At 72.2% G+C, this 19,073-nt stretch carries 14 protein-coding genes and 1 pseudogene; 11 read left to right on the top strand and 4 right to left on the bottom strand.

Going from position 1 to position 19,073, the window contains the following annotated elements; all coding sequences use genetic code 11:
- The 4 genes from EAO72_RS13260 to EAO72_RS13245 form a co-directional block, all read left to right on the top strand.
- Positions 1 to 866 (top strand): ATP-binding cassette domain-containing protein (locus EAO72_RS13260; protein WP_261991456.1); only part of this gene is annotated, 866 nt, incomplete at its 5' end.
- Positions 863 to 1,690 (top strand): ECF transporter S component, encoded by an 828-nt coding sequence (locus EAO72_RS13255; protein WP_148017501.1) that lies wholly within the window; start codon positions 863 to 865, stop codon positions 1,688 to 1,690. The genes EAO72_RS13260 and EAO72_RS13255, both read left to right, overlap by 4 nt.
- Positions 1,691 to 1,995: 305 nt before the next feature.
- On the top strand, positions 1,996 to 2,421 hold the full coding sequence (locus tag EAO72_RS13250) for an aggregation-promoting factor C-terminal-like domain-containing protein (protein WP_148017500.1): 426 nt from the start codon (positions 1,996 to 1,998) through the stop codon (positions 2,419 to 2,421).
- A 220-nt stretch (positions 2,422 to 2,641) separates the two neighbouring features.
- Positions 2,642 to 5,755: an alpha-N-acetylglucosaminidase gene (locus EAO72_RS13245; protein WP_148017499.1), complete on the top strand. Its 3,114-nt coding sequence runs from the start codon at positions 2,642 to 2,644 to the stop codon at positions 5,753 to 5,755.
- Between the two features lie 112 nt (positions 5,756 to 5,867).
- Here EAO72_RS13245 and EAO72_RS13240 read toward each other — a convergent pair whose 3' ends face one another.
- Positions 5,868 to 7,037, bottom strand: coding sequence for a steroid 3-ketoacyl-CoA thiolase (locus tag EAO72_RS13240; RefSeq protein ID WP_148017498.1), 1,170 nt, complete (start codon positions 7,035 to 7,037; stop codon positions 5,868 to 5,870).
- A 317-nt stretch (positions 7,038 to 7,354) separates the two neighbouring features.
- Between EAO72_RS13240 and EAO72_RS13235 the strand changes: the two genes are divergently transcribed.
- Both EAO72_RS13235 and EAO72_RS13230 read left to right on the top strand, forming a co-directional pair.
- Positions 7,355 to 8,602, top strand: coding sequence for a cytochrome P450 (locus EAO72_RS13235; protein ID WP_148017497.1), 1,248 nt, complete (start codon positions 7,355 to 7,357; stop codon positions 8,600 to 8,602).
- Positions 8,603 to 8,654: 52 nt separating this feature from the next.
- Complete coding sequence (locus tag EAO72_RS13230; RefSeq protein WP_148017496.1) at positions 8,655 to 9,611, top strand: AEC family transporter; 957 nt, start codon at positions 8,655 to 8,657, stop codon at positions 9,609 to 9,611.
- A gap of 116 nt (positions 9,612 to 9,727) precedes the next feature.
- On the opposite strand, the gene EAO72_RS13225 is transcribed toward EAO72_RS13230, so the two are convergent.
- A complete protein-coding gene (locus EAO72_RS13225) occupies positions 9,728 to 11,710 on the bottom strand; it encodes a bifunctional glycosyltransferase 87/phosphatase PAP2 family protein (protein ID WP_148017803.1) in 1,983 nt (660 codons plus the stop codon).
- 380 nt (positions 11,711 to 12,090) lie between these two features.
- Between EAO72_RS13225 and EAO72_RS13220 the strand changes: the two genes are divergently transcribed.
- Together EAO72_RS13220 and EAO72_RS13215 are read left to right on the top strand one after the other, a co-directional pair.
- Positions 12,091 to 13,182 (top strand): DUF2330 domain-containing protein, encoded by a 1,092-nt coding sequence (locus tag EAO72_RS13220; protein WP_148017495.1) that lies wholly within the window; start codon positions 12,091 to 12,093, stop codon positions 13,180 to 13,182.
- A 195-nt stretch (positions 13,183 to 13,377) separates the two neighbouring features.
- On the top strand, positions 13,378 to 13,854 hold the full coding sequence (locus EAO72_RS13215) for a GNAT family N-acetyltransferase (protein ID WP_148017494.1): 477 nt from the start codon (positions 13,378 to 13,380) through the stop codon (positions 13,852 to 13,854).
- Positions 13,855 to 13,955: 101 nt separating this feature from the next.
- On the opposite strand, the gene EAO72_RS13210 is transcribed toward EAO72_RS13215, so the two are convergent.
- Positions 13,956 to 16,025 (bottom strand): MDR family MFS transporter, encoded by a 2,070-nt coding sequence (locus tag EAO72_RS13210; protein ID WP_148017493.1) that lies wholly within the window; start codon positions 16,023 to 16,025, stop codon positions 13,956 to 13,958.
- A gap of 135 nt (positions 16,026 to 16,160) precedes the next feature.
- On the opposite strand from EAO72_RS13210, the gene EAO72_RS13205 reads away from it, so the two are divergent.
- Together EAO72_RS13205 and EAO72_RS13200 are read left to right on the top strand one after the other, a co-directional pair.
- Positions 16,161 to 17,261 carry a peptidoglycan-binding domain-containing protein gene (locus EAO72_RS13205; protein WP_148017492.1) on the top strand — a complete coding sequence of 367 codons (1,101 nt, stop codon included), beginning with the start codon at positions 16,161 to 16,163 and terminating at the stop codon, positions 17,259 to 17,261.
- Between the two features lie 175 nt (positions 17,262 to 17,436).
- A complete protein-coding gene (locus EAO72_RS13200; RefSeq protein WP_148017491.1) occupies positions 17,437 to 18,093 on the top strand; it encodes an HAD-IA family hydrolase in 657 nt (218 codons plus the stop codon).
- Here the strand turns inward: EAO72_RS13200 and EAO72_RS13195 are convergent.
- Positions 18,086 to 18,868: an ABC transporter permease gene (locus EAO72_RS13195; protein WP_148017490.1), complete on the bottom strand. Its 783-nt coding sequence runs from the start codon at positions 18,866 to 18,868 to the stop codon at positions 18,086 to 18,088. The two genes, EAO72_RS13200 and EAO72_RS13195, sit on opposite strands and share 8 nt — an antisense overlap.
- Positions 18,869 to 18,899: 31 nt before the next feature.
- On the opposite strand from EAO72_RS13195, the pseudogene EAO72_RS43000 reads away from it, so the two are divergent.
- Positions 18,900 to 19,073, top strand: a pseudogene (locus EAO72_RS43000) (ABC transporter permease); the annotation flags it as partial.

Here is a 19,073-nt window from a genome sequence, read left to right as displayed (position 1 = left end):
GGGTCCAGGGCGGACGTCGGCTCGTCCAGTACCAGGACGCGGGGGTGCGGGGTCAGGACCGAACCGATCGCGACGCGCTGCTGCTGGCCCCCGAGCCCCCCACCGACACCACGGCCCGCGTCGAGCGCCTCGGGGTGCGGCGCGGGCGCGTCGAGGCGCTGCGCCGGGTGACGCTCACCGTCGCCCCCGGCGAGACCGTCGCCCTGATGGGCCGCAACGGTGCGGGCAAGTCCACCCTGCTCTCCGCCCTCGTCGGCATGGTCGAGCCGACGTCCGGCACCGTGCTCGTCGGTGGCCGTACCCCGCACCGGACCCCGCCGCGCGAGATGGTGCGCCGCGTCGGTCTCGTACCGCAGGAGCCGCGCGATCTGCTGTACGCGGACACCGTCGCCGCCGAGTGCGCGGCGGCCGACGCCGACGCGGGCGCCGCTCCGGGCAGCTGCCGGGCGCTGGTCTCCGAGCTGCTGCCCGGTGTGGCGGACGCCACCCATCCCCGTGATCTGTCCGAGGGGCAGCGGCTCGCCCTGGCGCTCGCGCTGGTTCTCACCGCCCGGCCCCCGCTGCTGCTCCTGGACGAACCGACCCGTGGTCTGGACTACGCGGCGAAGGCCCGGCTCGTCGGGGTGCTGCGCACCCTGGCGGCCGAGGGTCATGCGATCGTGCTGGCCACCCATGACGTGGAGCTGGCCGCCGAGCTGGCCCACCGGGTGGTGATCCTCGCCGACGGGGAGGTCGTGGCGGACGGGCCGACCCCGGAGGTCGTGGTGTCCTCGCCCGCGTTCGCCCCGCAGATCGCCAAGATCCTCGCCCCGCAGGAGTGGCTCACCGTGTCGCAGGTGCGCGAGGCGCTGGGAGGTGTCGGGTGACCGGTACGACGGGGCGCGGTGCGCGGCCGGTGCGGCTCGGGCCGCGGGCGGTCGCCGCGCTGGTGCTGATCAGCGCGATCGGGGTGGCCGCCTTCGGCTGGCCGCTGCTGGCCGGGCCGGACTCCGGGCTCGCGCACTCACAGGACGCGCCGTGGCTGTTCGCCGCGCTGCTGCCGCTGCTGGTCGGGGTGGTGGTCGCGATGATCGCGGACGCCGGGCTCGACGCGAAGGCGGTCGCGATGCTGGGGGTGCTGGCCGCGGTGGGGGCCGCTCTGCGCCCGCTGGGGGCGGGTACGGCCGGTCTGGAGCCGATGTTCTTCCTGATGGTGCTGAGCGGGCGGGTGCTCGGGCCGGGCTTCGGCTTCGTGCTGGGCTCCGTCACCATGTTCGCCTCCGCGCTGCTGACCGGCGGGGTGGGCCCGTGGATGCCGTTCCAGATGCTGTCGATGGGCTGGTTCGCGATGGGCGCCGGGATGCTGCCCGGACCGGACCGGCTGCGCGGGCGCGCCGAGCTGCTGATGCTCGCGGCTTACGGGGCGGTGGCGTCGTTCGCGTACGGGACGGTCATGAACCTCTACGGGTGGACGATCGTGCCGGGGCTCGGTTCGGGCATCTCCTTCCGGCCGGGTGACGCGCTGGGCGACAACCTGGTGCGCTTCCTCGCCTACTGCACGGCCACCTCGCTGGGCTGGGACCTGGGCCGGGCGGTGCTCACCGTGGTCCTGACGCTGACCGTCGGAACCGCGCTGCTGAAGGCGCTGCGACGGGCCACGAGGCGGGCCGCCTTCGAGGCCCAGGTCACATTCGGCGTCCCGGAGGAGTGAGGGCACCCACAGGACCTTGGTCCTGTACGAAGCGGGTTAGGAGCCTCGCAGGACGGTCGCCGGACCCCGTCGCACCCGCTGTGACCTGCTATCGAGCGCTTTGAGGTGGTTCGGGACCTTCGGCCCGGGGTGCGAGGCGGGGTCGTACCGGGGGTCGTTGCGGTGGTTGAACGGCGCGGCTAACACTGGAGACGTCGCCGAGCACCGCAGCGTCCACCGGAACGGACAGCGGTCAACGCGCAACGGTCCACGCAGGATTCGGACCGGAGCACGCGACTCCCCCGTACCCGACGTTAGGTTCCTCTGTGTCGTTCGCCCGTAACATCCTCGCCCGTCGCAAGTCCGCCGTCGCCGGTGCAGCAGTGCTGCTGGGTGCCTCCGGTGTGGCCCTGGGCGTCTCCCCGGCCATGGCGGCCACCACCGCCGCGCCGACGTCCGCTGCCGCGAGTGCTCAGGACACGGCGAAGCAGATGATCGGTGACGACGCGCAGTTCCAGTGCTTCAGCAACATCGTCAGCCACGAGAGCGGCTGGAACCCGAGCGCGACCAACGCCTCCTCCGGCGCCTACGGCCTGGTCCAGGCGCTGCCCGGCTCAAAGATGGCGTCCGCCGGCTCCGACTGGCAGACCAACCCCACCACCCAGATCAAGTGGGGCATGGACTACATGAACTCCCGCTACGGCAGCCCCTGTGGCGCCTGGTCCTTCTGGCAGGCCAACAACTGGTACTGAGTCCACCCGGACCGGAGCCAGTAGCGACGAGAGCCCCCGTACACCGCACCGCGGTGGACGGGGGCTCCGTCGTGCCCGCGGACGGCCGCTGCGCCATCCGGCTGCCTGTCCGAAAGATGTGGGGACCCGTTGTCGCGCCTGCGTCCCCCCATTAACGTGCGCCCCGCAGAATCCGGTTCACCTCTGACGCACCATCCGTGGCGACGACCAAGGAGTGCTCGTGACGCAGTTGTCGAGACGTACGCTACTGACCTCGGCCGGAGCGGTGGGCATGTCCGCCGCCCTCGGCACGCGGATCCCGGCGGTGGCCGAGCCGGCCCGGACGGCGGCGGCGACCGCGGCCGCGCGGGCGGCCCTGGGGCGGTTGCTGGGCGGGCACGCCGACCAGTTCCGGCTCACCCTCCTCGATCCGGCGGACGGCGGCGACCGCTTCCGGGTCGGCGGTACGCGCGGGCGCGTCGAGGTCGCCGGGACCAGCCCGGCGGTGATCCTGACCGGGGTGCACTGGTACCTGAAGTACGTGTGCGACGCGGTGATCTCCTGGGCCGGCAGCCAACTCGGGCTGCCTGCCGTGCTGCCCGCGCCCCCGCAGCCACTGGAACGCGCGGCGACGGTCCCGCACCGGTTCGCCTTCAACGACACGTACGACGGGTACACCGCCCCGTATGCCGACTGGGCGCGCTGGGAGCGGACGCTCGACGTGCTGGCCCTGCACGGCTGCAACGAGATCTTCCTGACCGTGGGCCAGGAGGCGGTGTACCACCGCGTGCTGCAGGAGTTCGGCTACAGCGACGCGGAGGCCAGGGCCTGGATCCCGGCGCCGACCCATCAGCCGTGGTGGCTGTTGCAGAACATGAGCGGGTACGGGGGCCCGGTCGGCCCGGAACTCATCGCGCGGCGGGCCGCGCTGGGCCGGCGCGCAGCCGACCGGATGCGCGAGCTCGGCATGTCGCCGGTTTTGCCCGGGTACTTCGGCACGGTCCCGGGCGAGTTCGCCGACCGCAACCCCGGCGCCTCCGTCGTCCCGCAGGGCCTCTGGTCCGGGTTCCGGCGCCCGGACTGGCTGGACCCGCGCACGGACACCTTCGCCCGGGTCGCCGAGTCCTTCTACCGGCACCAGCGGGTGCTGTTCGACGACGTGCCCTCGTACAAGATGGACATCCTCCACGAGGGCGGCAGCGCGGGCGGGGTGGACATCCCCGAGGCGGCGCGCGGGATCGAGCGCGCGCTCCAGACCGCCCGTCCCGGCGCCACCTGGGTGATCATGGGCTGGACCGGCAACCCGCGCCCCGAGATGCTGGCCGCGCTCGACAAGACGCATGTCCTGGTCGTGGACGGCCGTTCCGAGCTGGACGAGTCGACGGACCGCGAGAAGGAGTGGGGGAACACCCCGTACGCCTTCGGCGCGATCCCGAACTTCGGCGGCCGGACCACGCTGGGCGCGATGGCTCCCTCCTGGACGCGGAAGTTCCCGGCCTGGCGGGACAAGGAGGGCAGCGCGCTGACCGGCACCGCCTATCTGCCGGAGTCCACCGACCGTGATCCGGCCGCCTTCGAGCTGTTCACCGAGCTGGCCTGGCGCGAGGAGACCGTCGACCGGGCCGACTGGTTCGCACGGTACGCGCGGTTCCGCTACGGCGGCCGGGACGGGCAGGCCACGGCGGCCTTCGCCGCGCTGCGTGACACCGCGTACGACGTGCAGAGCAGCGACGGCCGCCCGCACGACTCGCTGTTCGCGGCCCGCCCCGATCTGGCGGCGGTCAACGCCACGTACTGGGGCACCACCCAGCTGTCGTTCGACTCGGCGGGCTTCGACCGCGCCTTCGCCGGCCTCCTCGCGGTCCGGGAACCGCTGCGCCGCTCGGAGGCGTACCGCTTCGACCTGACCGACTTCGCCCGCCAGGCACTCGCCAACCGCTCCCGGCAGCTGCTGCCGCAACTGCGCGCCGCCTACGACCGCAAGGACCGGGACGCGTTCGCCGCGCTGTCCTCGCTGTGGCTGAAACTGATGCGGCTGAGCGACGAGATGACCGGCGGCCACCGGGCGTTCATGCTCGGCCCGTGGCTCGACGAGGCACGGCGGTACGCCTCCTCGCCCGCCGAGGCGGCCCAGCTGGAGCACAGCGCCCGCGCGCTCATCACCACCTGGGCGGACCGCCCGGCGGCCGACGTGGGGAAACTGGCCAACTACGCCAACCGCGACTGGCAGGGCCTGATCGGCGACTTCCATCTGCCGCAGTGGCAGAGCTATCTGGACGAGATGGCGGACGCGCTCGCCCACGACCGGGCGCCGAGGCCCTTCGACTGGTACGCCGTCGAGGAACCGTGGACGCACGAGCGCACGGCGTACCCGATGCGGGAGCTGAACGCGAGCGCCGTGCACCGGACCGCGCGCCGGGTCCACGAGACGCTGGCCACCGCGCCCTACCAGGGCACGGTCACCGTCGAGGCCGACCGGGCCACCGTGGAGCCGGGCGGCTCGGCGGTCGTCGAGGCCGGCTTCCGCAACGTCAACGGGCTGCGGCCGACCGGCCCCGTCCGCTTCTCCCTCGCCGTTCCCGGCCTGGAGAGCCAGGCGCAGGGTCCCGTCGAACAGCCCGGCGTGGAGGGCGGCGGAAGCACCGGGGCGAGCTGGCGGGTCACCGCGCCGCCGGCCGCGCCGAAGGATCCGCTGGAGCCGCATCCGTTCGAGCTGCGCACGGAGTACGGGCCGCGCGGGGAACGGCCGGTCACGGCGGTGGTCCAGGGGCGGATCTACGTGGCGGGGCCCCTCGACGCGGGCTGGCTGACGCACAACGCGAACGACGCGTCCTTCGGCCAGGTCGCCGGACGCTTCGCCATCGACGGGGCAGGAAGCGACCTGTGGGGGTCGACCGCCCAGTTCGGGACGGTGTACCGGGCGGCGGCGTTCGCGGACGGCGGGTGCGCGACCGTGCGCGTGGACTCCCAGGAGAACACCGGCAATTGGGCGCGGGCCGGGATCGTCGTCCGCAACGCGATGGCGACGACCGGGTCCCGGGGTTTCCTGAACCTGGCCCTGACCCCGGCCAACGGGGTCGTGCTGTCGTACGACGCGAACGGTGACGGCACCCTGGAGAAGCGGGACTCGCTCCCGGGCGTCACCGGGCCGGTGCTGCTGCGGCTGACCCGGGCCGGCGCCTCGTACACGGGCTCCTGCTCGACGGACGGCGGGACGACCTGGCAGACCCTGGGCGCGGCGACGGTGCCGGGGGCGGCGGCCGTACAGGACGTCGGGTTCTTCATGACGGCGGCGAACGGCGGGTCCGGCCGGCGGGGGCGGGCGGACTTCAGCGGCTGGTCGCTGGAGGCCTGACCCGGTGGCGGGGGCAGCTTCGGTCGCCGCCCCCGCCACCGGAGGTCCTCCGGGGCGTGTCCGAGCATGCGTGCCAGGCGTCGCCGGGCAGGCGGGACTTACACGGCACGACCTAGAGCCGCTGGATGATCGTGCCGGTCGCCAGCGCGCCGCCCGCGCACATGGTGATCAGCGCGAACTCCTTTTCCCTGCGCTCCAGTTCGTGCAGGGCCGTGGTGATCAGCCGGGCTCCGGTGGAGCCGACAGGGTGGCCGAGGGCGATCGCCCCGCCGTTGACGTTGACCTTCGAAAGGTCCTGGTCGAAGACCTGCGCCCAGCTCAGCACCACGGACGCGAAGGCCTCGTTGATCTCCACGAGGTCGATGTCCTTGAGCGACATACCGGCCTTGCCGAGCACCGCGCGGGTCGCGTCGACCGGGCCGTCGAGATGGAAGTGCGGGTCGGAGCCGACCAGCGCCTGGGCGACGATCCGGGCCCGCGGCTTGAGCTTGAGGGCCCGCGCCATCCGCTTGGACGCCCACATGATCGCGCAGGCGCCGTCGGATATCTGCGAGGAGTTGCCCGCGGTGTGGATGGCGGTGGGCATCACGGGCTTGAGCCGCGCGAGTCCCTCCATCGTGGTGTCGCGGAGCCCCTCGTCACGGTCGACGAGCCGCCACATTCCCTGACCGGCGGCCTGTTCGGCCTCGGTGGTGGGCACCTGGACCGCGTACGTCTCCCGTTTGAAGCGCTCCTCGGCCCAGGCGGCGGCCGCCCGCTCCTGGGAGATGAGGCCGAGCGAGTCGACGTTCTCCCGGGTGAGGCCGCGCTTGCGGGCGATGCGCTCGGCGGCCTCGAACTGGTTGGGCAGATCGACGTTCCACTCGTCGGGCCACGGCTTGCCGGGCCCGTGCTTGGAGCCGCTGCCCAGCGGTACGCGCGACATCGCCTCGACGCCGCAGCTGATCCCGACGTCGATCACCCCGGCCGCGACCATGTTGGCGACCATGTGGGAGGCCTGCTGCGAGGAACCGCACTGACAGTCCACGGTCGTCGCGGCGGTCTCGTACGGAAGTCCCACGGTGAGCCAGGCGTTGCGCGCGGGGTTCATGGACTGCTCGCCGGCGTGGGTGACGGTGCCCCCGACGATCTGTTCGACGCAGTCGGCGTGGATGCCGGTCCGGCCGAGAAGTTCTCGGTACGTCTCACCCAGCAGGTAGGCCGGGTGGAGATTGGCGAGCGCGCCTCCGCGCTTGCCGATGGGAGTGCGTACGGCTTCGACGATGACGGGTTCCGCGGCCATGAGCTCGTCCTCTCCTCGCACTTCCGCAGAGGCGTCCCGGCGCCCACGGAAGGAACTAGTACGCGTTCTAGTTCTTCATGCAGTCTTATGAGGCTTACCCCCGGTACGCAAGAGTCGTGCACGCACCTTGCCCGTCCTTCACCACCGGCACCCACGTCAATCCGGCCTGATTCACCGGTACTTCACGCAACAGATCCGGCCATGCCCCTTGTCAGTTGTAGAACTCGTTACTACCTTGCGGGCAACTTCTGATGGGTCGTCAGACAACGTTCCGACGCCTCTCGGACCGACCTGGAGTTCTTGACCTGGAGCTGCCGATGCCCTGCCCCCATCTGCCCGAAGGGTTCGACTTCACCGATCCCGACCTGCTCCACGCCCGGGTCCCGCACCCGGAGTTCGCGCTCATGCGGGAGACGGCACCGGTCTGGTGGTGCACCCAGCCGACCGGCATTTCCGGCTTCGCCGACTCGGGATACTGGGTCGTCACCCGGCACACGGACGTCAAGTACGTCTCGACCCATCCCGAACTGTTCTCGTCGAACACCAACACCGCCGTGATCCGCTTCAACGAGTCGATCAGCCGGGACCAGATCGACGTCCAGAAGCTGATCATGCTGAACATGGACCCGCCCGAACACACCCGGGTCCGCCAGATCGTCCAGCGCGGCTTCACCCCCCGCGCCATCAGGTCCTTGGAGGAGACGCTGCGCAACCGGGCGCGCTCCATCGTCGAGACGGCGCTCGCCGGGGCCGACGACGACGGCTCGTTCGACTTCGTCACCAACATCGCCGTGGAGCTGCCGCTCCAGGCCATCGCCGAGCTCATCGGCGTACCGCAGGAGGACCGGGCCCGGATCTTCGACTGGTCGAACAAGATGGCCTCGTACGACGACCCGGAGTACGCGATCACCGAGGAGATCGGCGCCGAGGCGGCCATGGAGATCGTCTCCTACTCGATGAACCTCGCGGCGGCGCGCAAGGAGTGCCCGGCCAAGGACATCGTCTCGACGCTGGTGGCCGCCGAGGGCGAGGGCAACCTCTCCTCCGACGAGTTCGGCTTCTTCGTGATCCTGCTCGCCGTGGCCGGCAACGAGACCACGCGCAACGCCATCAGCCACGGCATGCACGCCTTCCTGACCCACCCCGAGCAGTGGGAGCTCTACAAGCGGGAGCGGCCGGAGACCACCGCGGAGGAGATCGTCCGCTGGGCGACACCCGTGGTCTCCTTCCAGCGGACCGCCACCCAGGACGTCGAACTGGGCGGGCAGCAGATCAAGAAGGGCGACCGGGTCGGGCTGTTCTACTCCTCGGCCAACAACGACCCCGAAGTGTTCGAGAACCCGGAGCAGTTCGACATCACCCGCGACCCGAACCCGCACCTCGGCTTCGGCGGCGGCGGTCCGCACTTCTGCCTGGGCAAGTCGCTGGCCGTGATGGAGATCAACCTGATCTTCAACGCGATCGCGGACGTCCTGCCGGACCTGCGGCTGACCGGCGACCCGCGTCGGCTGCGGTCGGCGTGGCTCAACGGCATCAAGCAGCTCCAGGTGAGCACGTCCGCCTGAGCGGCCTGATCCTCGTACCCCTGTCCGTATGCGGGACAGGGGTACGAGGATCATGGCGGCCATGCATGCGCTGCTCTCCGGCTTCGCCCCCATCTGGATCCTGACCGGCATCGGGTACGCGGCCGGTCGCGGCGGACTCCTCGGGGATCAGGCGGAGTCGGTGCTCGGCCGGTTCGTCTTCCATGTGGCCATGCCCGCCGCCCTGTTCACCATGGTGTCCGGGTCACGGCCGGCCGCCTTCGCCCATCCGTCGATGGTGGCGTTCGCCGCGGGCACGGCACTGGTGTCGGCGCTGGGATACGCGGTGAGCCGGCGCTTCTTCGGCCGTGAGCGAGCCGAGGCGGCGGTCGGCGGCATGGCCTCCGGCTACGTCAACTCCGCCAATCTGGGCATCCCGGTGGCGGTGCACGTCCTCGGCGACGCCTCGTTCGTCGCCCAGGTCATCCTGTTCCAGGTGCTGTGCGTCTCGCCGGTGGTCCTGACCCTGCTGGACTCGGGCACACGGGGTGGCGGGGCGGCCCCCGGCGGGCTGCGCCGGATGCTCACGATGCCGGTGCGCAATCCCGTCATCATGGCCTCGCTGCTCGGGGTGGCCGTCTCCGCGGCGGGGTGGCGGCCGCCCGCCGTCGTCACCCACTCGTGCGACGTGCTCGGGGCCGCGGCCGTGCCGACGGCGCTGATCACGCTGGGGCTGTCCCTGTGCGGCGGCCCGGGCGGCGGGACCGGCCGGGTGACGGGACGGGCGGAGGCCGGCGTCGTCGTCGCGCTCAAGACGGTGGTCCAGCCCCTGGTCGCGTACCTCGTCGCCGGTCCGCTCCTGGGCCTGCCGGATCACCAGGTGCTGGCCGTGGTGCTCTGCTCCGCGCTGCCGACGGCACAGAACGCCTATCTCTACGCCCGTGAGTACGGCCTGGACACCGGCCTCGCCCGCCATGGCGTGGTGGCCTCCACCGTGGTGTCGATGGGCACGCTGTCCTTCGGCGCCTGGGTGCTGGGGCCGTCCCGCTGACCCGTTGGAGTGGCGGGTCCCGGCGGACGGGCGGATGCTGGGGAGGCGACGATCCACATGCCGAAGGGGTGCCGGGCTTCTTTGCCGCCCGGCACCCCTTCGGCCACGCCCCGTCGTCAGGCGCTCTCGGTGACCCGGCCCCGCCCGACGGTTTTCGACAGCGCCGTCGKCACGGTCCCGTCCCCCGGCTCTTCGGACCCCCGGTCCCCGTCCCCCGGTTCCCGCAGCCTGCGCGGCCCGGAGAGCGCGTACGTGAGGCCGAAGCCCAGGGCCACCACCGCCGCCCCGCCGACCGCGTCGAGCACCCAGTGGTTGCCGGTCGCGACGATCGTCGAGACCGTGAACAGCGGGTGCAGCACACCCAGCGCCTTCATCCAGATCTTCGGGGCCAGCATCACGATCACCACACCGCACCACAGGGACCAGCCGAAGTGCAGCGAGGGCATCGCCGCGTACTGGTTGGTCACGCCGGTCAGCGTGCCGTAGTCGGGCTTGGCGAAGTCCTGGACGCCGTGGACGGTGTCGATGAACCCGAGCCCCGGCATCAGCCGCGGCGGGGCCAGCGGGTAGAGCCAGAAGCCGACCAGGGCGAGCAGCGTGGCGAAGCCGATGGAGCTGCGGACCCAGCGGTAGTCCGCGGGCCGGCGCACGTACAGCACGCCCAGGATGGCCAGCGGCACGATGAAGTGGAACGTCGAGTAGTAGTAGTCGAAGAAGTCCCGCAGCCAGCCGACCTTGACGACCGAGTGGTTCACCCAGTGCTCGATGTCGATGTGCAGCCACTGTTCGATGGAGTGGATCTGCCGGCCGTGGTGCTCAGCGGTGGCGCGGCCGGCCGTCGCGGCCAGCCTGACCTGCTGGTACGCGGAGTAGACGACCCGGATCAGCAGGAGTTCGAGCAGCAGGTTCGGCCGGCTGAGCACCCGGCGCCAGAACGGCGCCAACGGCACCCTGCTCCAGCGGGAGGCGACCGGGGCCGCGTACGCCGTGGGAACCGGATGCTGCCAGTACGGCGAGGTGCGCGGCAGGAACGGGGCGGCGCACGCGGCGGCGAGGGCGGCGATCAGCAGCACGTTGTCGCGGACGGGGAAGACCGCCTCGATGTTCGGCAGCAGCATCTTGCCCGGCAGCGTGACGACGAGGATCACGACGGCCGGCCACACCAGCCGGTCGGAGGCCCGCTTGCCGACCCGGCCGACCACGGCGAGCAGCACCCACAGCAGCTGGTGCTGCCAGGTCGTGGGCGCCACGGCGACGCAGACGCAGCCGGTCACGGCCACGGCAAGCAGCAGCTGGCCGTCGCGCGCGTACTGGGCGGCACGGCGCAGGCCGAGGAAGCAGACGGCCGCGGCCAGCACGACGAAGAGGGCGATCTCCAGCGGGCCCTCCAGGCCCAGCCGGAGCAGCGCACCGTGCAGCGACTGGTTGGCGAGGCTGTCGGCCTGGTCGCCGAGCCCGGCGCCCGCGACATGGTGCACCCAGTACGTCCACGAGTCGTGCGGCATCGCGGCCCAGGCCAGTGCCGTACAGGCGGCGAAGGCCGCGCCGCCGGTCAGCGCGGCTCGGCGTCTGCCGGTCAGCCAGAGCAGGGCGGCGAAGAGCAGCACGGTCGGCTGGAGCGCCGCCGCGATCCCGATCAGGATGCCGGAGGCCCGTTCGCCGCGGACCGCGAAGAGGCCGACGAGGACGAGGAGGACCGGCAGGATGCTGGTCTGGCCCAGGTGGAGGGCGTTGCGCACCGGCAGCGAGACCATCAGCAGGCTGATGGCGACGGGGGCGGCCAGCAGGGCCGTGCGGCGGCTGACGGGGGCGGGCAGGGCGCGCGCCGCGATGATGCCGAGGGCGGCGACGAGCAACAGCGAGCCGAAGGTCCAGGCGACGCCGAGGCTCTGTTCGGCCGTGCGGGTCAGTGGCTTGAGCACCAGACCCGCGAAGGGGGTGCCGGTGAACCGGTCCGTGTCGTAGAGCGACCCCGTCACATGAAGCACACCGTTCTCACCGATCCAGGTCTCCAGATCGGTGAGGCGTTCGCCGGGTGGCTGGCGCACCACCACCGCCATCTGCCGCACGGCCAATGCGGCGACCACCAGCCAGAGCACGGCGCGGGCAGCCCCGGTCCTCGCTCCCGTAGCCGCGTCTGTGCGCACACTGTGCTCCGCGTTCGCCACGTTGCGCCGACCCTCCCAACGTTTGGTGCCGGTTCTCCGACCGGCCTGCTGTGAAACCTTCGCATTGCCCTATCAGGTAGACACAATCACCCCCTCTTCACCTGACTGTCATCCCGCTTTTGTCCGAAAGAATGCCCGGACGAGCGGTGCGGACCGGCCGGGACGGCCGGAACCGGCGGGGCCGCCCGCACGTCTGAGCCCGTGATCGGTGACCACGGGGAGGACCACGGAACATGCGGTGTGCGAGAAGCGATCACGAGGCGCGGAACCGGCCGCGCGGGTGGGCGCCGCGTGCGCTGTTGCTGGTCCTGATGGTGTTCGCGGTTCAACTGGGGTCGCTGATCGCGCCGGCGTACGCGTGCGGCTGCGGGGCGATGGTCGTGGACCGCATGGCCCGGGTGTCGGTGGACCGGGAGACGTCCGTCGTCGACTGGGACGGCGGCACCGAGCAGATCGTGATGCGGCTGACCGTGCGCGGGGACGCCCCCGAGGCCGCCTGGATCATGCCGGTTCCGCACCGGGCCACGGTCGACCTCGGCGACGCCTCGCTCTTCTCCGAGCTCCAAACCCTCACGGCCCCGGTGACCACCACCCGGCACTACTTCTGGCCACGCGCGAAGGACTGGCCGTTCGGCGGTTCGGGCTACCGGTCCGGGGACGGCGCCGCTCCGTCCGCCGCCCGCCCGGTCGAGGTCGTCGGCCGGGAGCGGCTCGGGCCGTTCGACGTGGCCCGGCTGGCCGCCACCGATCCCGCCGCGCTGGAGGACTGGCTGGAGCGGAACGGCTTCGAGCTGCCCGACCGGCTCGCGTCGGCGCTGCGCCCGTACGTCGAGCAGAAGTGGGAGTACGTGGCCGTGCGCCTGGCTCCCCAGGAGTCCGGAAGCCCGCTGACCGGCACGCTCGACCCGCTGCGGCTGCGCTTCGCCAGCGACGAGCTGGTCTACCCGATGCGCCTGTCCCGGCTCGCGGCGACGCCGCAGTCGCTCGGCCTGTACGTGCTCGCGGCGCACCGCATGGAACCGCGGGACGCGATCGGCGGGAGCCGGCCCCGGGTGACGTACGCGGGGCGGGTCGACGCCGGGCAGGAGCGGGGGGCGTACCCGGCGCTGGGTGCGCTGACGGGGGGCAGGCCGGTGTTCGTCACGGCGATCGACCAGTCGTTCCCGCGCCCGGAGCTGATCGACGGCGACCATGAGCTGCGGGCGGCCGGCGCGGACACCGCGTACCGGACCACGTACTACCGGGACGAGCTGTTGACCGTGGGCGGCGTCCCGGCCTGGGTGCTGACGCTGCTCGGTGGAGCGGTGGTGATCGTCACGGCTCTGCTGCTGGTAGTGCGGGCCCGGCGACGCCGTCCGGTGGTACCGCCCGCGCCGGTCACCGTGCCACCGCCACTGGTGTGAGAACCGGCCCGGGCCCGCGACCGCCGAGGTGGGGACGTCTGTACGCAGGGTGAATCGCGGGACAGCGGTCCTCACCTCACGTCCGCGCACGTAATCGTTTCCCCACCTCACGTCGCGGACGACATCGTCGCCCCACCTCACGGCCGCGCACGAAATCGTTTCCCCCCACAGCCGGGTGCGCGACAGACTGGCCCGATGACGTGGACCATGGCGCCCGAACACTTCGATACCCCCGATGCCGCCCTGCTGCGCCGGGACTACTACGACGAGGTGGCGAGCCGCTACTGGGGGCGCCCCGCGACGGCGGAGGAGATCGACGAGGGGCTCACGGACGACGGCTCCGAGAAGCTCGTACCGCCGACCGGCGCATTCGTCGTCGGCCGCGTCGGGGGCGACGCGGCGGCCTGTGCCGGCCTGCTCGTGACGGACCCGGGCATCGCGGACCTGACCCGCGTCTACGTGCGCCCCGAGGCACGCGGCACGGGCGGCGGCGGGCTGCTGCTCGCGGCCATCGAGGGCCTGGCGCGGTCGATGGGCGTACGGCAGATCCGGCTCGACACCCGTAACGACCTCGTCGAGGCGCGCGGACTGTACGCCAAGCACGGCTACCGCGAGGTCCCGGCCTTTCACCGCAGGCAGTACGCCGAGCACTGGTTCGCCAAGGAGCTGTAGGCGCTGCGGAAGCCGCAGGAACCGCGAGAACTGCGGGAAGTGCGGAAGCCGCGGGAACTACGGGAAGAGCGAGGGCTGCGGAAACTGGGGAACTGCGGGCTCTAGGGAGCCGGGCGCTCGTGCGGGTGGCCGGCCGCGTGGTCCCGCTTGGGCGCCGGGCTGTGCGGGCGCTCCTTGCTCGACCCGCTCGTCTCCTCCGTCAGTTCCGACACCAGGGCGACCAGGTCGGTCGGCCGGTCCGGACCCCACCAGTCGCCCAGCAGCTCGGCGAGGGACTCCTCCCGGGCCTGCGCGAGCTTCACCACGGCCTCGGCCCCGGTGTCCGTGAGCACCATCTCCACCCCGATCCGGCGGGCCAGGCCGCGTTCCTCCAGCTGCCGGGCGGCGTCGCTGATCACACGCAGCGGGACGGGAGCGATGTCCGCGAGCCGGGCGGGTTCGACGGTGCCGTGCCGTTTGATGCGCAGCAGCATCCAACTGGCGGCCGGCAACAGGTCGTAGCCGGCCTTCTCGGTGATCCTCACGTAGACCTCGCGGCGGCCCTCCCGGGTGGCGAGGACCGAGAGGGCGCGTGCGCATTCGTCGTACGAGGACCGCTCGACCGGGTTCGACGCCAGGGTCTCGGTCGTGTCCGGAGCGGTCACCGAACCGCGCAGCTTGTCCTCCTTGAGCAGCCAGGCGAAGAGGAAGGCGATCAGGACGACCGGGGCCGCGTACAGGAACACATCGGTGATCGACGTCGAGTACGCGTTGAGCACGGGCTGCTGGAGCGTCGGCGGCAGCTGGCCGATGGCGCGCGGGTCGGCGGCCAGCCCCTCGGAGCTGACGCCGGGCGGCAGCGGGCGGCCGGCGAGCGCGGAGCCGAGCTTGTCGGTGAGCCGGTTGGTGAAGATGGTGCCGAAGATCGCGACACCGAACGAGGCGCCGATGGAGCGGAAGAACGTCGCGCCCGAGGTGGCCACGCCGAGGTCCTGGTACGAGACGGCGTTCTGCACGACGAGGACCAGCACCTGCATCACCAGGCCGAGCCCCGCACCGAAGACGAAGAAGTAGATGCTCATCTCCCAGGTGCTGCTGGACTCCGTCAGCCGGTGCAGGAGCAGCAGACCGACCGCGGTGATGCCGGTGCCGAGGACCGGGAAGACCTTCCAGCGGCCCGTACGGCTGACGATCTGGCCGGACACGGTCGACGTGATGAGCAGGCCGAACACCATGGGGAGCATGTGGACGCCGGACATCGTCGGCGTGATGCCGTGCACCACCTGGAGGAACGTCGGCAGGTAGGTCATCGCGCCGAACATCGCGAAGCCGACGACGAAGCTGATCACCGCGACAAGGCTGAAGGTCCTGATCCGGAACAGCTTCAGCGGCAGGACCGGTTCGGCCGCGCGCCGCTCCACGAACACGAAGGCGACCAGGAGCACCACGCTGAGGACGGCGAGGCCGATGATCTTCGCGGAACCCCAGGCCCAGGTGGTGCCGCCGAGCGAGGCGACGAGGACCAGGCAGGTGGCGACCGAGGCGATCAGGAAGGTGCCCAGATAGTCGATGGTGTGCTTCGTCCGGCGGACCGGGATGTGCAGCACGGCGGCGATCACCACGAGGGCGACGACGCCGATGGGCAGGTTGATGTAGAAGACCCAGCGCCAGCTGAGGTGCTCGGTGAAGAAGCCGCCGAGGAGCGGTCCGAGGACGCTCGTCGCCCCGAAGACCGCGCCGAAGAGGCCCTGGTACTTGCCGCGTTCGCGCGGAGGGACGAGGTCGCCGACGATCGCCATCGACAGCACCATCAGCCCGCCGCCGCCGAGCCCCTGGAGCGCGCGGAATCCGATCAGCTGCGGCATGTTCTGGGCGATACCGCAGAGGGCCGAGCCGATCAGGAAGATGATGATGGCGATCTGGAAGAGCCTTTTGCGCCCGTACTGGTCGCCCAGCTTGCCCCAGAGCGGGGTCGCGGCGGTCGAGGCCAGCAGATAGGCCGTGACCACCCACGACAGGTGCTCCAGTCCGCCGAGATCGCTGACGATCGTCGGCAGCGCGGTGGAGACGATCGTCTGGTCGAGTGCCGCGAGGAGCATGCCGAGAAGCAGTGCGCCGATCGCCACCAGAACCGACCGTGTGGAGCGTTCGGCACCGGGGCCCGGGGCCTGGGTGCTCAACTGCTGGGCCATAGAACATCTCCTCGGGTCCGCTACACCCCCATCCTGTCCGTTCCGCACCGTTATGGCCTGCCGAGGAGCTCCATGATTGGGCTTCCCGGCGGCGGGCTGCATAATCGCAGGCAGTTCAAGGGGAGGGGACCCACAATGACCGGACATATATGCCCGGAGTGCGGTACGGACAACAGACCGGGCACGGGCCCGGGCTGCGCCTGCACGGCGCGCCCGGCCCACGACGGCTCCGCTTTCACGCGGCAGGCACCCGGCCCGCACCACCTCAGCGACGAGGAGCGGGCCGCCGAACAGCAGCGCATCGCGGAAGAGCACCACGCCGGGCGGTCGGCGGACTTCGCGGCGGCGGAGGACTTCGACCCGTTGCGCATCCGGCCGTACGTGACCCTGGGCGGCGAGGACACGGCGGCGGCCGACGACCCGCAGGGGCAGGGGCACGCGCCGGGCGGGCAGCCGGGGGACGCCGCCACGACGATGCCGCTGTTCCTGGATCCGGCGGGGCCGGGCCCGGCGCCGGACCCGACGGCCCCGGGCGGCGCGGCCGGCTTCACCGACGACGCCGCACTCCTCACGACCGGCCCGGACCCCGTGCAGCCACGCCGCCGCCGGCCCTTCGCGGCGCTGGTCGCGGGGGCGGCCGTCGTCACGGTGGTCGGCACGGCGGCCTTCGTCGGCGGGCTGTTCAACGGGGACAGGGACCACGAGGCGGACCTGGACCAGGCGCTGCCCTCGACGGTGACCAGCCTCCCCGACGAGAGCGCCGAGCCATCGGCCCCCGAGTCGGCGTCCGCCTCCCCGTCGCCGTCGCGTACGGCGTCCGGCTCGCCGTCCGCTTCGGCCTCGGCGACCCGTTCCGCGTCGCCGTCCGCGTCCGTATCGGCGTCCGTCTCCGCATCGGCCTCTTCCTCGGCGGCCCCGCCGGCCGCCGCCTCGTCCCCGGCGGCCACGGCCGGGAGCAGTTCCCCCGCAGCGGTGGCGCCGCCCGCACAGCCGCAGGGCGGGCCGACGCTGCGGCTCGGGGACTCCGGTCCGGAGGTGGTCGAGTTGCAGCACAGGCTCCAGGAGGCGTGGGTGCTGAGGGACGGCCCCATCGACGGCGACTACTCGGAGCGGGTACAGAGCGCCGTGCGCGAGTACCAGATCTGGCGGAACATCCAGGGCGACCCCGAGGGGGTCTACGGCCCGAACACCCGGCGTGTACTGGAGAGCGCCACGTCGGGCCGGGGACGCCACTGACCGCGCGGGGGCGCCCCCGGGCAAGGATTCGCTTTCCCGGCGCCGTTTTTGTATCGTGGAGGAACAAAGTGGCCTCCGCGCGCACACCCTGACCGGCGAGCGGGGGCCACTTGTTCTCTTTCCCGCGCCGCACCTCCCCGCGCGGCGTTCGCTTCCCCCGCTCTGGAGCCCGCCCATGCTGGCCACCGTCCTCACCGCCCACGCACTCCTCCTCGACATGGACGGCACACTGGTGAACTCCGACGCCGTCGTGGAGCGCTGCTGGCGGCGCTGGGCGCTGCGCCAGGGACTGGACCCGGAGGCGGCCCTCAAGGTGGTCCACGGCCGGCAGGGGTACGCCACCATGGCGGTACTCCTCCCGGACCGCCCGATGGAGGAGAACTACGCGGACAACCGGCTGATGCTCGCCGAGGAGACCGCCGACACCGAGGGTGTCGTCCCGGTCGGCGGCGCCGCCGCCTTCATGGACGCGATCGCGCCGCTCCCGCACGCCCTGGTCACCTCGGCCGACCTGGCGCTGGCCCGGGCCCGGATGACCGCGGCCGGACTGCGCATGCCGGAGCTCCGCGTCACCGCCGAGAGCGTCGGCGCCAGCAAGCCGGACCCCGAGGGCTTCCTCAAGGGCGCGGCCGGACTCGGCTTCGCACCGGCGGACTGCATCGTCTTCGAGGACTCCGAGGCGGGCATCGCGGCCGGCCGGGCGGCGGGCATGCGCGTCGTGGGCGTCGGCCCGCGCGCGGCGGCGCTCTCCCCCGACGCCCACGTCGACGACCTGACGCGGATCCGGGTGGAAGCGGCGGCGGACGGCTCGGTCGCGCTCCACATCAGCTAGGGCCTCTCGGATCCGGGCGCGCCGCGCTGGGCTCCATGGCCGGATCGCGGTGCAGCCGCCCCCGCGCCACCAGTTCCAGCACGGTCGCGACGGCCGCGGCCTGTACGGCCATCAGGGCCACCAGCACGAACAGCTGTACGGCGCCCGCCTGCACCGGTGAGGCACCGCCCAGCAGCATGCCCACGAAGGCCCCGGGCAATGTGACCAGCCCCACCGTGCGCGTCTGATCGAGCCCCGGCAGCAGCGCGTCCGACGCCGCGGGCCGGGCGATCTCCAGCCGTGCGTCACGGTCCAGGAACCCGAGGGCCATCGCCGCCTCCACCTCCCCCCGCCGCGTGGACAGTTCGTCGAGCGCCCGCCGGCCGCCGAGGACCGTCGCGGTCAGCGCTCCCCCGATGAGGATGCCCGTCACCGGGATCAGCGCGATGCCCCGCACCGGCACGAGACCGGTGAGCAGCAGCACGAGCACCACCGGTGCGACCCCCGCCCCGATCGGCACGGCCACCCACCGCCACGTGCGGTTTCCCGTGACCCGGCGCCCCGCGGTCCACACCGCCACCGCGTACATCAGCGCGATGAACGCGAACATCGGCGCCAGCGCGTGGACCACCCAGCCGATGAGCGAGGAGACCGCGGCGAGCTGCACCGCGGCCCGCAGCCCGGCCACGACGATCTCGCGCGAGCGGCCGAGGGACGCGGCCGCGGCGACGGCGGCGGCTGCCACGAGCAGCAGGGCCAGGACGACGCCGAGCGTGATGTTGACCGGAAGCAGCACGCCGCCACCCTATGACCGGCCGGCGCCCGGGAACCGCACGTGGCGGTGGGTGGCCGTGCCGATCGGGGCGGGGGTCGCACCGGTGGTGCTCGTGCTGCTGCTCACCGGTCTCGTGCCGGTGCGGGGCATCGCGCTGATCCCGGTGACGGGCATCCTCATCGGGGGAGCGCTGACCGCGACGGTCCTCGGCGGCCGGCGGGCGCTC

Source organism: Streptomyces sp. OR43 (assembly GCF_008042275.1).
Taxonomy (GTDB): Bacteria; Actinomycetota; Actinomycetes; order Streptomycetales; family Streptomycetaceae; genus Streptomyces.
Note: the sequence above shows the minus strand (reverse complement) of the source record. Positions and strands in the feature narration are given on the sequence as shown.

Bases quoted from the DNA above. Each gene is read 5' to 3' on its own strand.
- EAO72_RS13240 (WP_148017498.1), bottom strand. From the start codon at position 7,037: ATGGCCGCGGAACCCGTCATCGTCGAAGCCGTACGCACTCCCATCGGC.
- EAO72_RS13235 (WP_148017497.1), top strand. From the start codon at position 7,355: ATGCCCTGCCCCCATCTGCCCGAAGGGTTCGACTTCACCGATCCCGAC.
- EAO72_RS13230 (WP_148017496.1), top strand. From the start codon at position 8,655: ATGGCGGCCATGCATGCGCTGCTCTCCGGCTTCGCCCCCATCTGGATC.
- EAO72_RS13220 (WP_148017495.1), top strand. From the start codon at position 12,091: ATGGTGTTCGCGGTTCAACTGGGGTCGCTGATCGCGCCGGCGTACGCG.
- EAO72_RS13215 (WP_148017494.1), top strand. From the start codon at position 13,378: ATGACGTGGACCATGGCGCCCGAACACTTCGATACCCCCGATGCCGCC.
- EAO72_RS13210 (WP_148017493.1), bottom strand. From the start codon at position 16,025: ATGGCCCAGCAGTTGAGCACCCAGGCCCCGGGCCCCGGTGCCGAACGC.
- EAO72_RS13205 (WP_148017492.1), top strand. From the start codon at position 16,161: ATGACCGGACATATATGCCCGGAGTGCGGTACGGACAACAGACCGGGC.
- EAO72_RS13200 (WP_148017491.1), top strand. From the start codon at position 17,437: ATGCTGGCCACCGTCCTCACCGCCCACGCACTCCTCCTCGACATGGAC.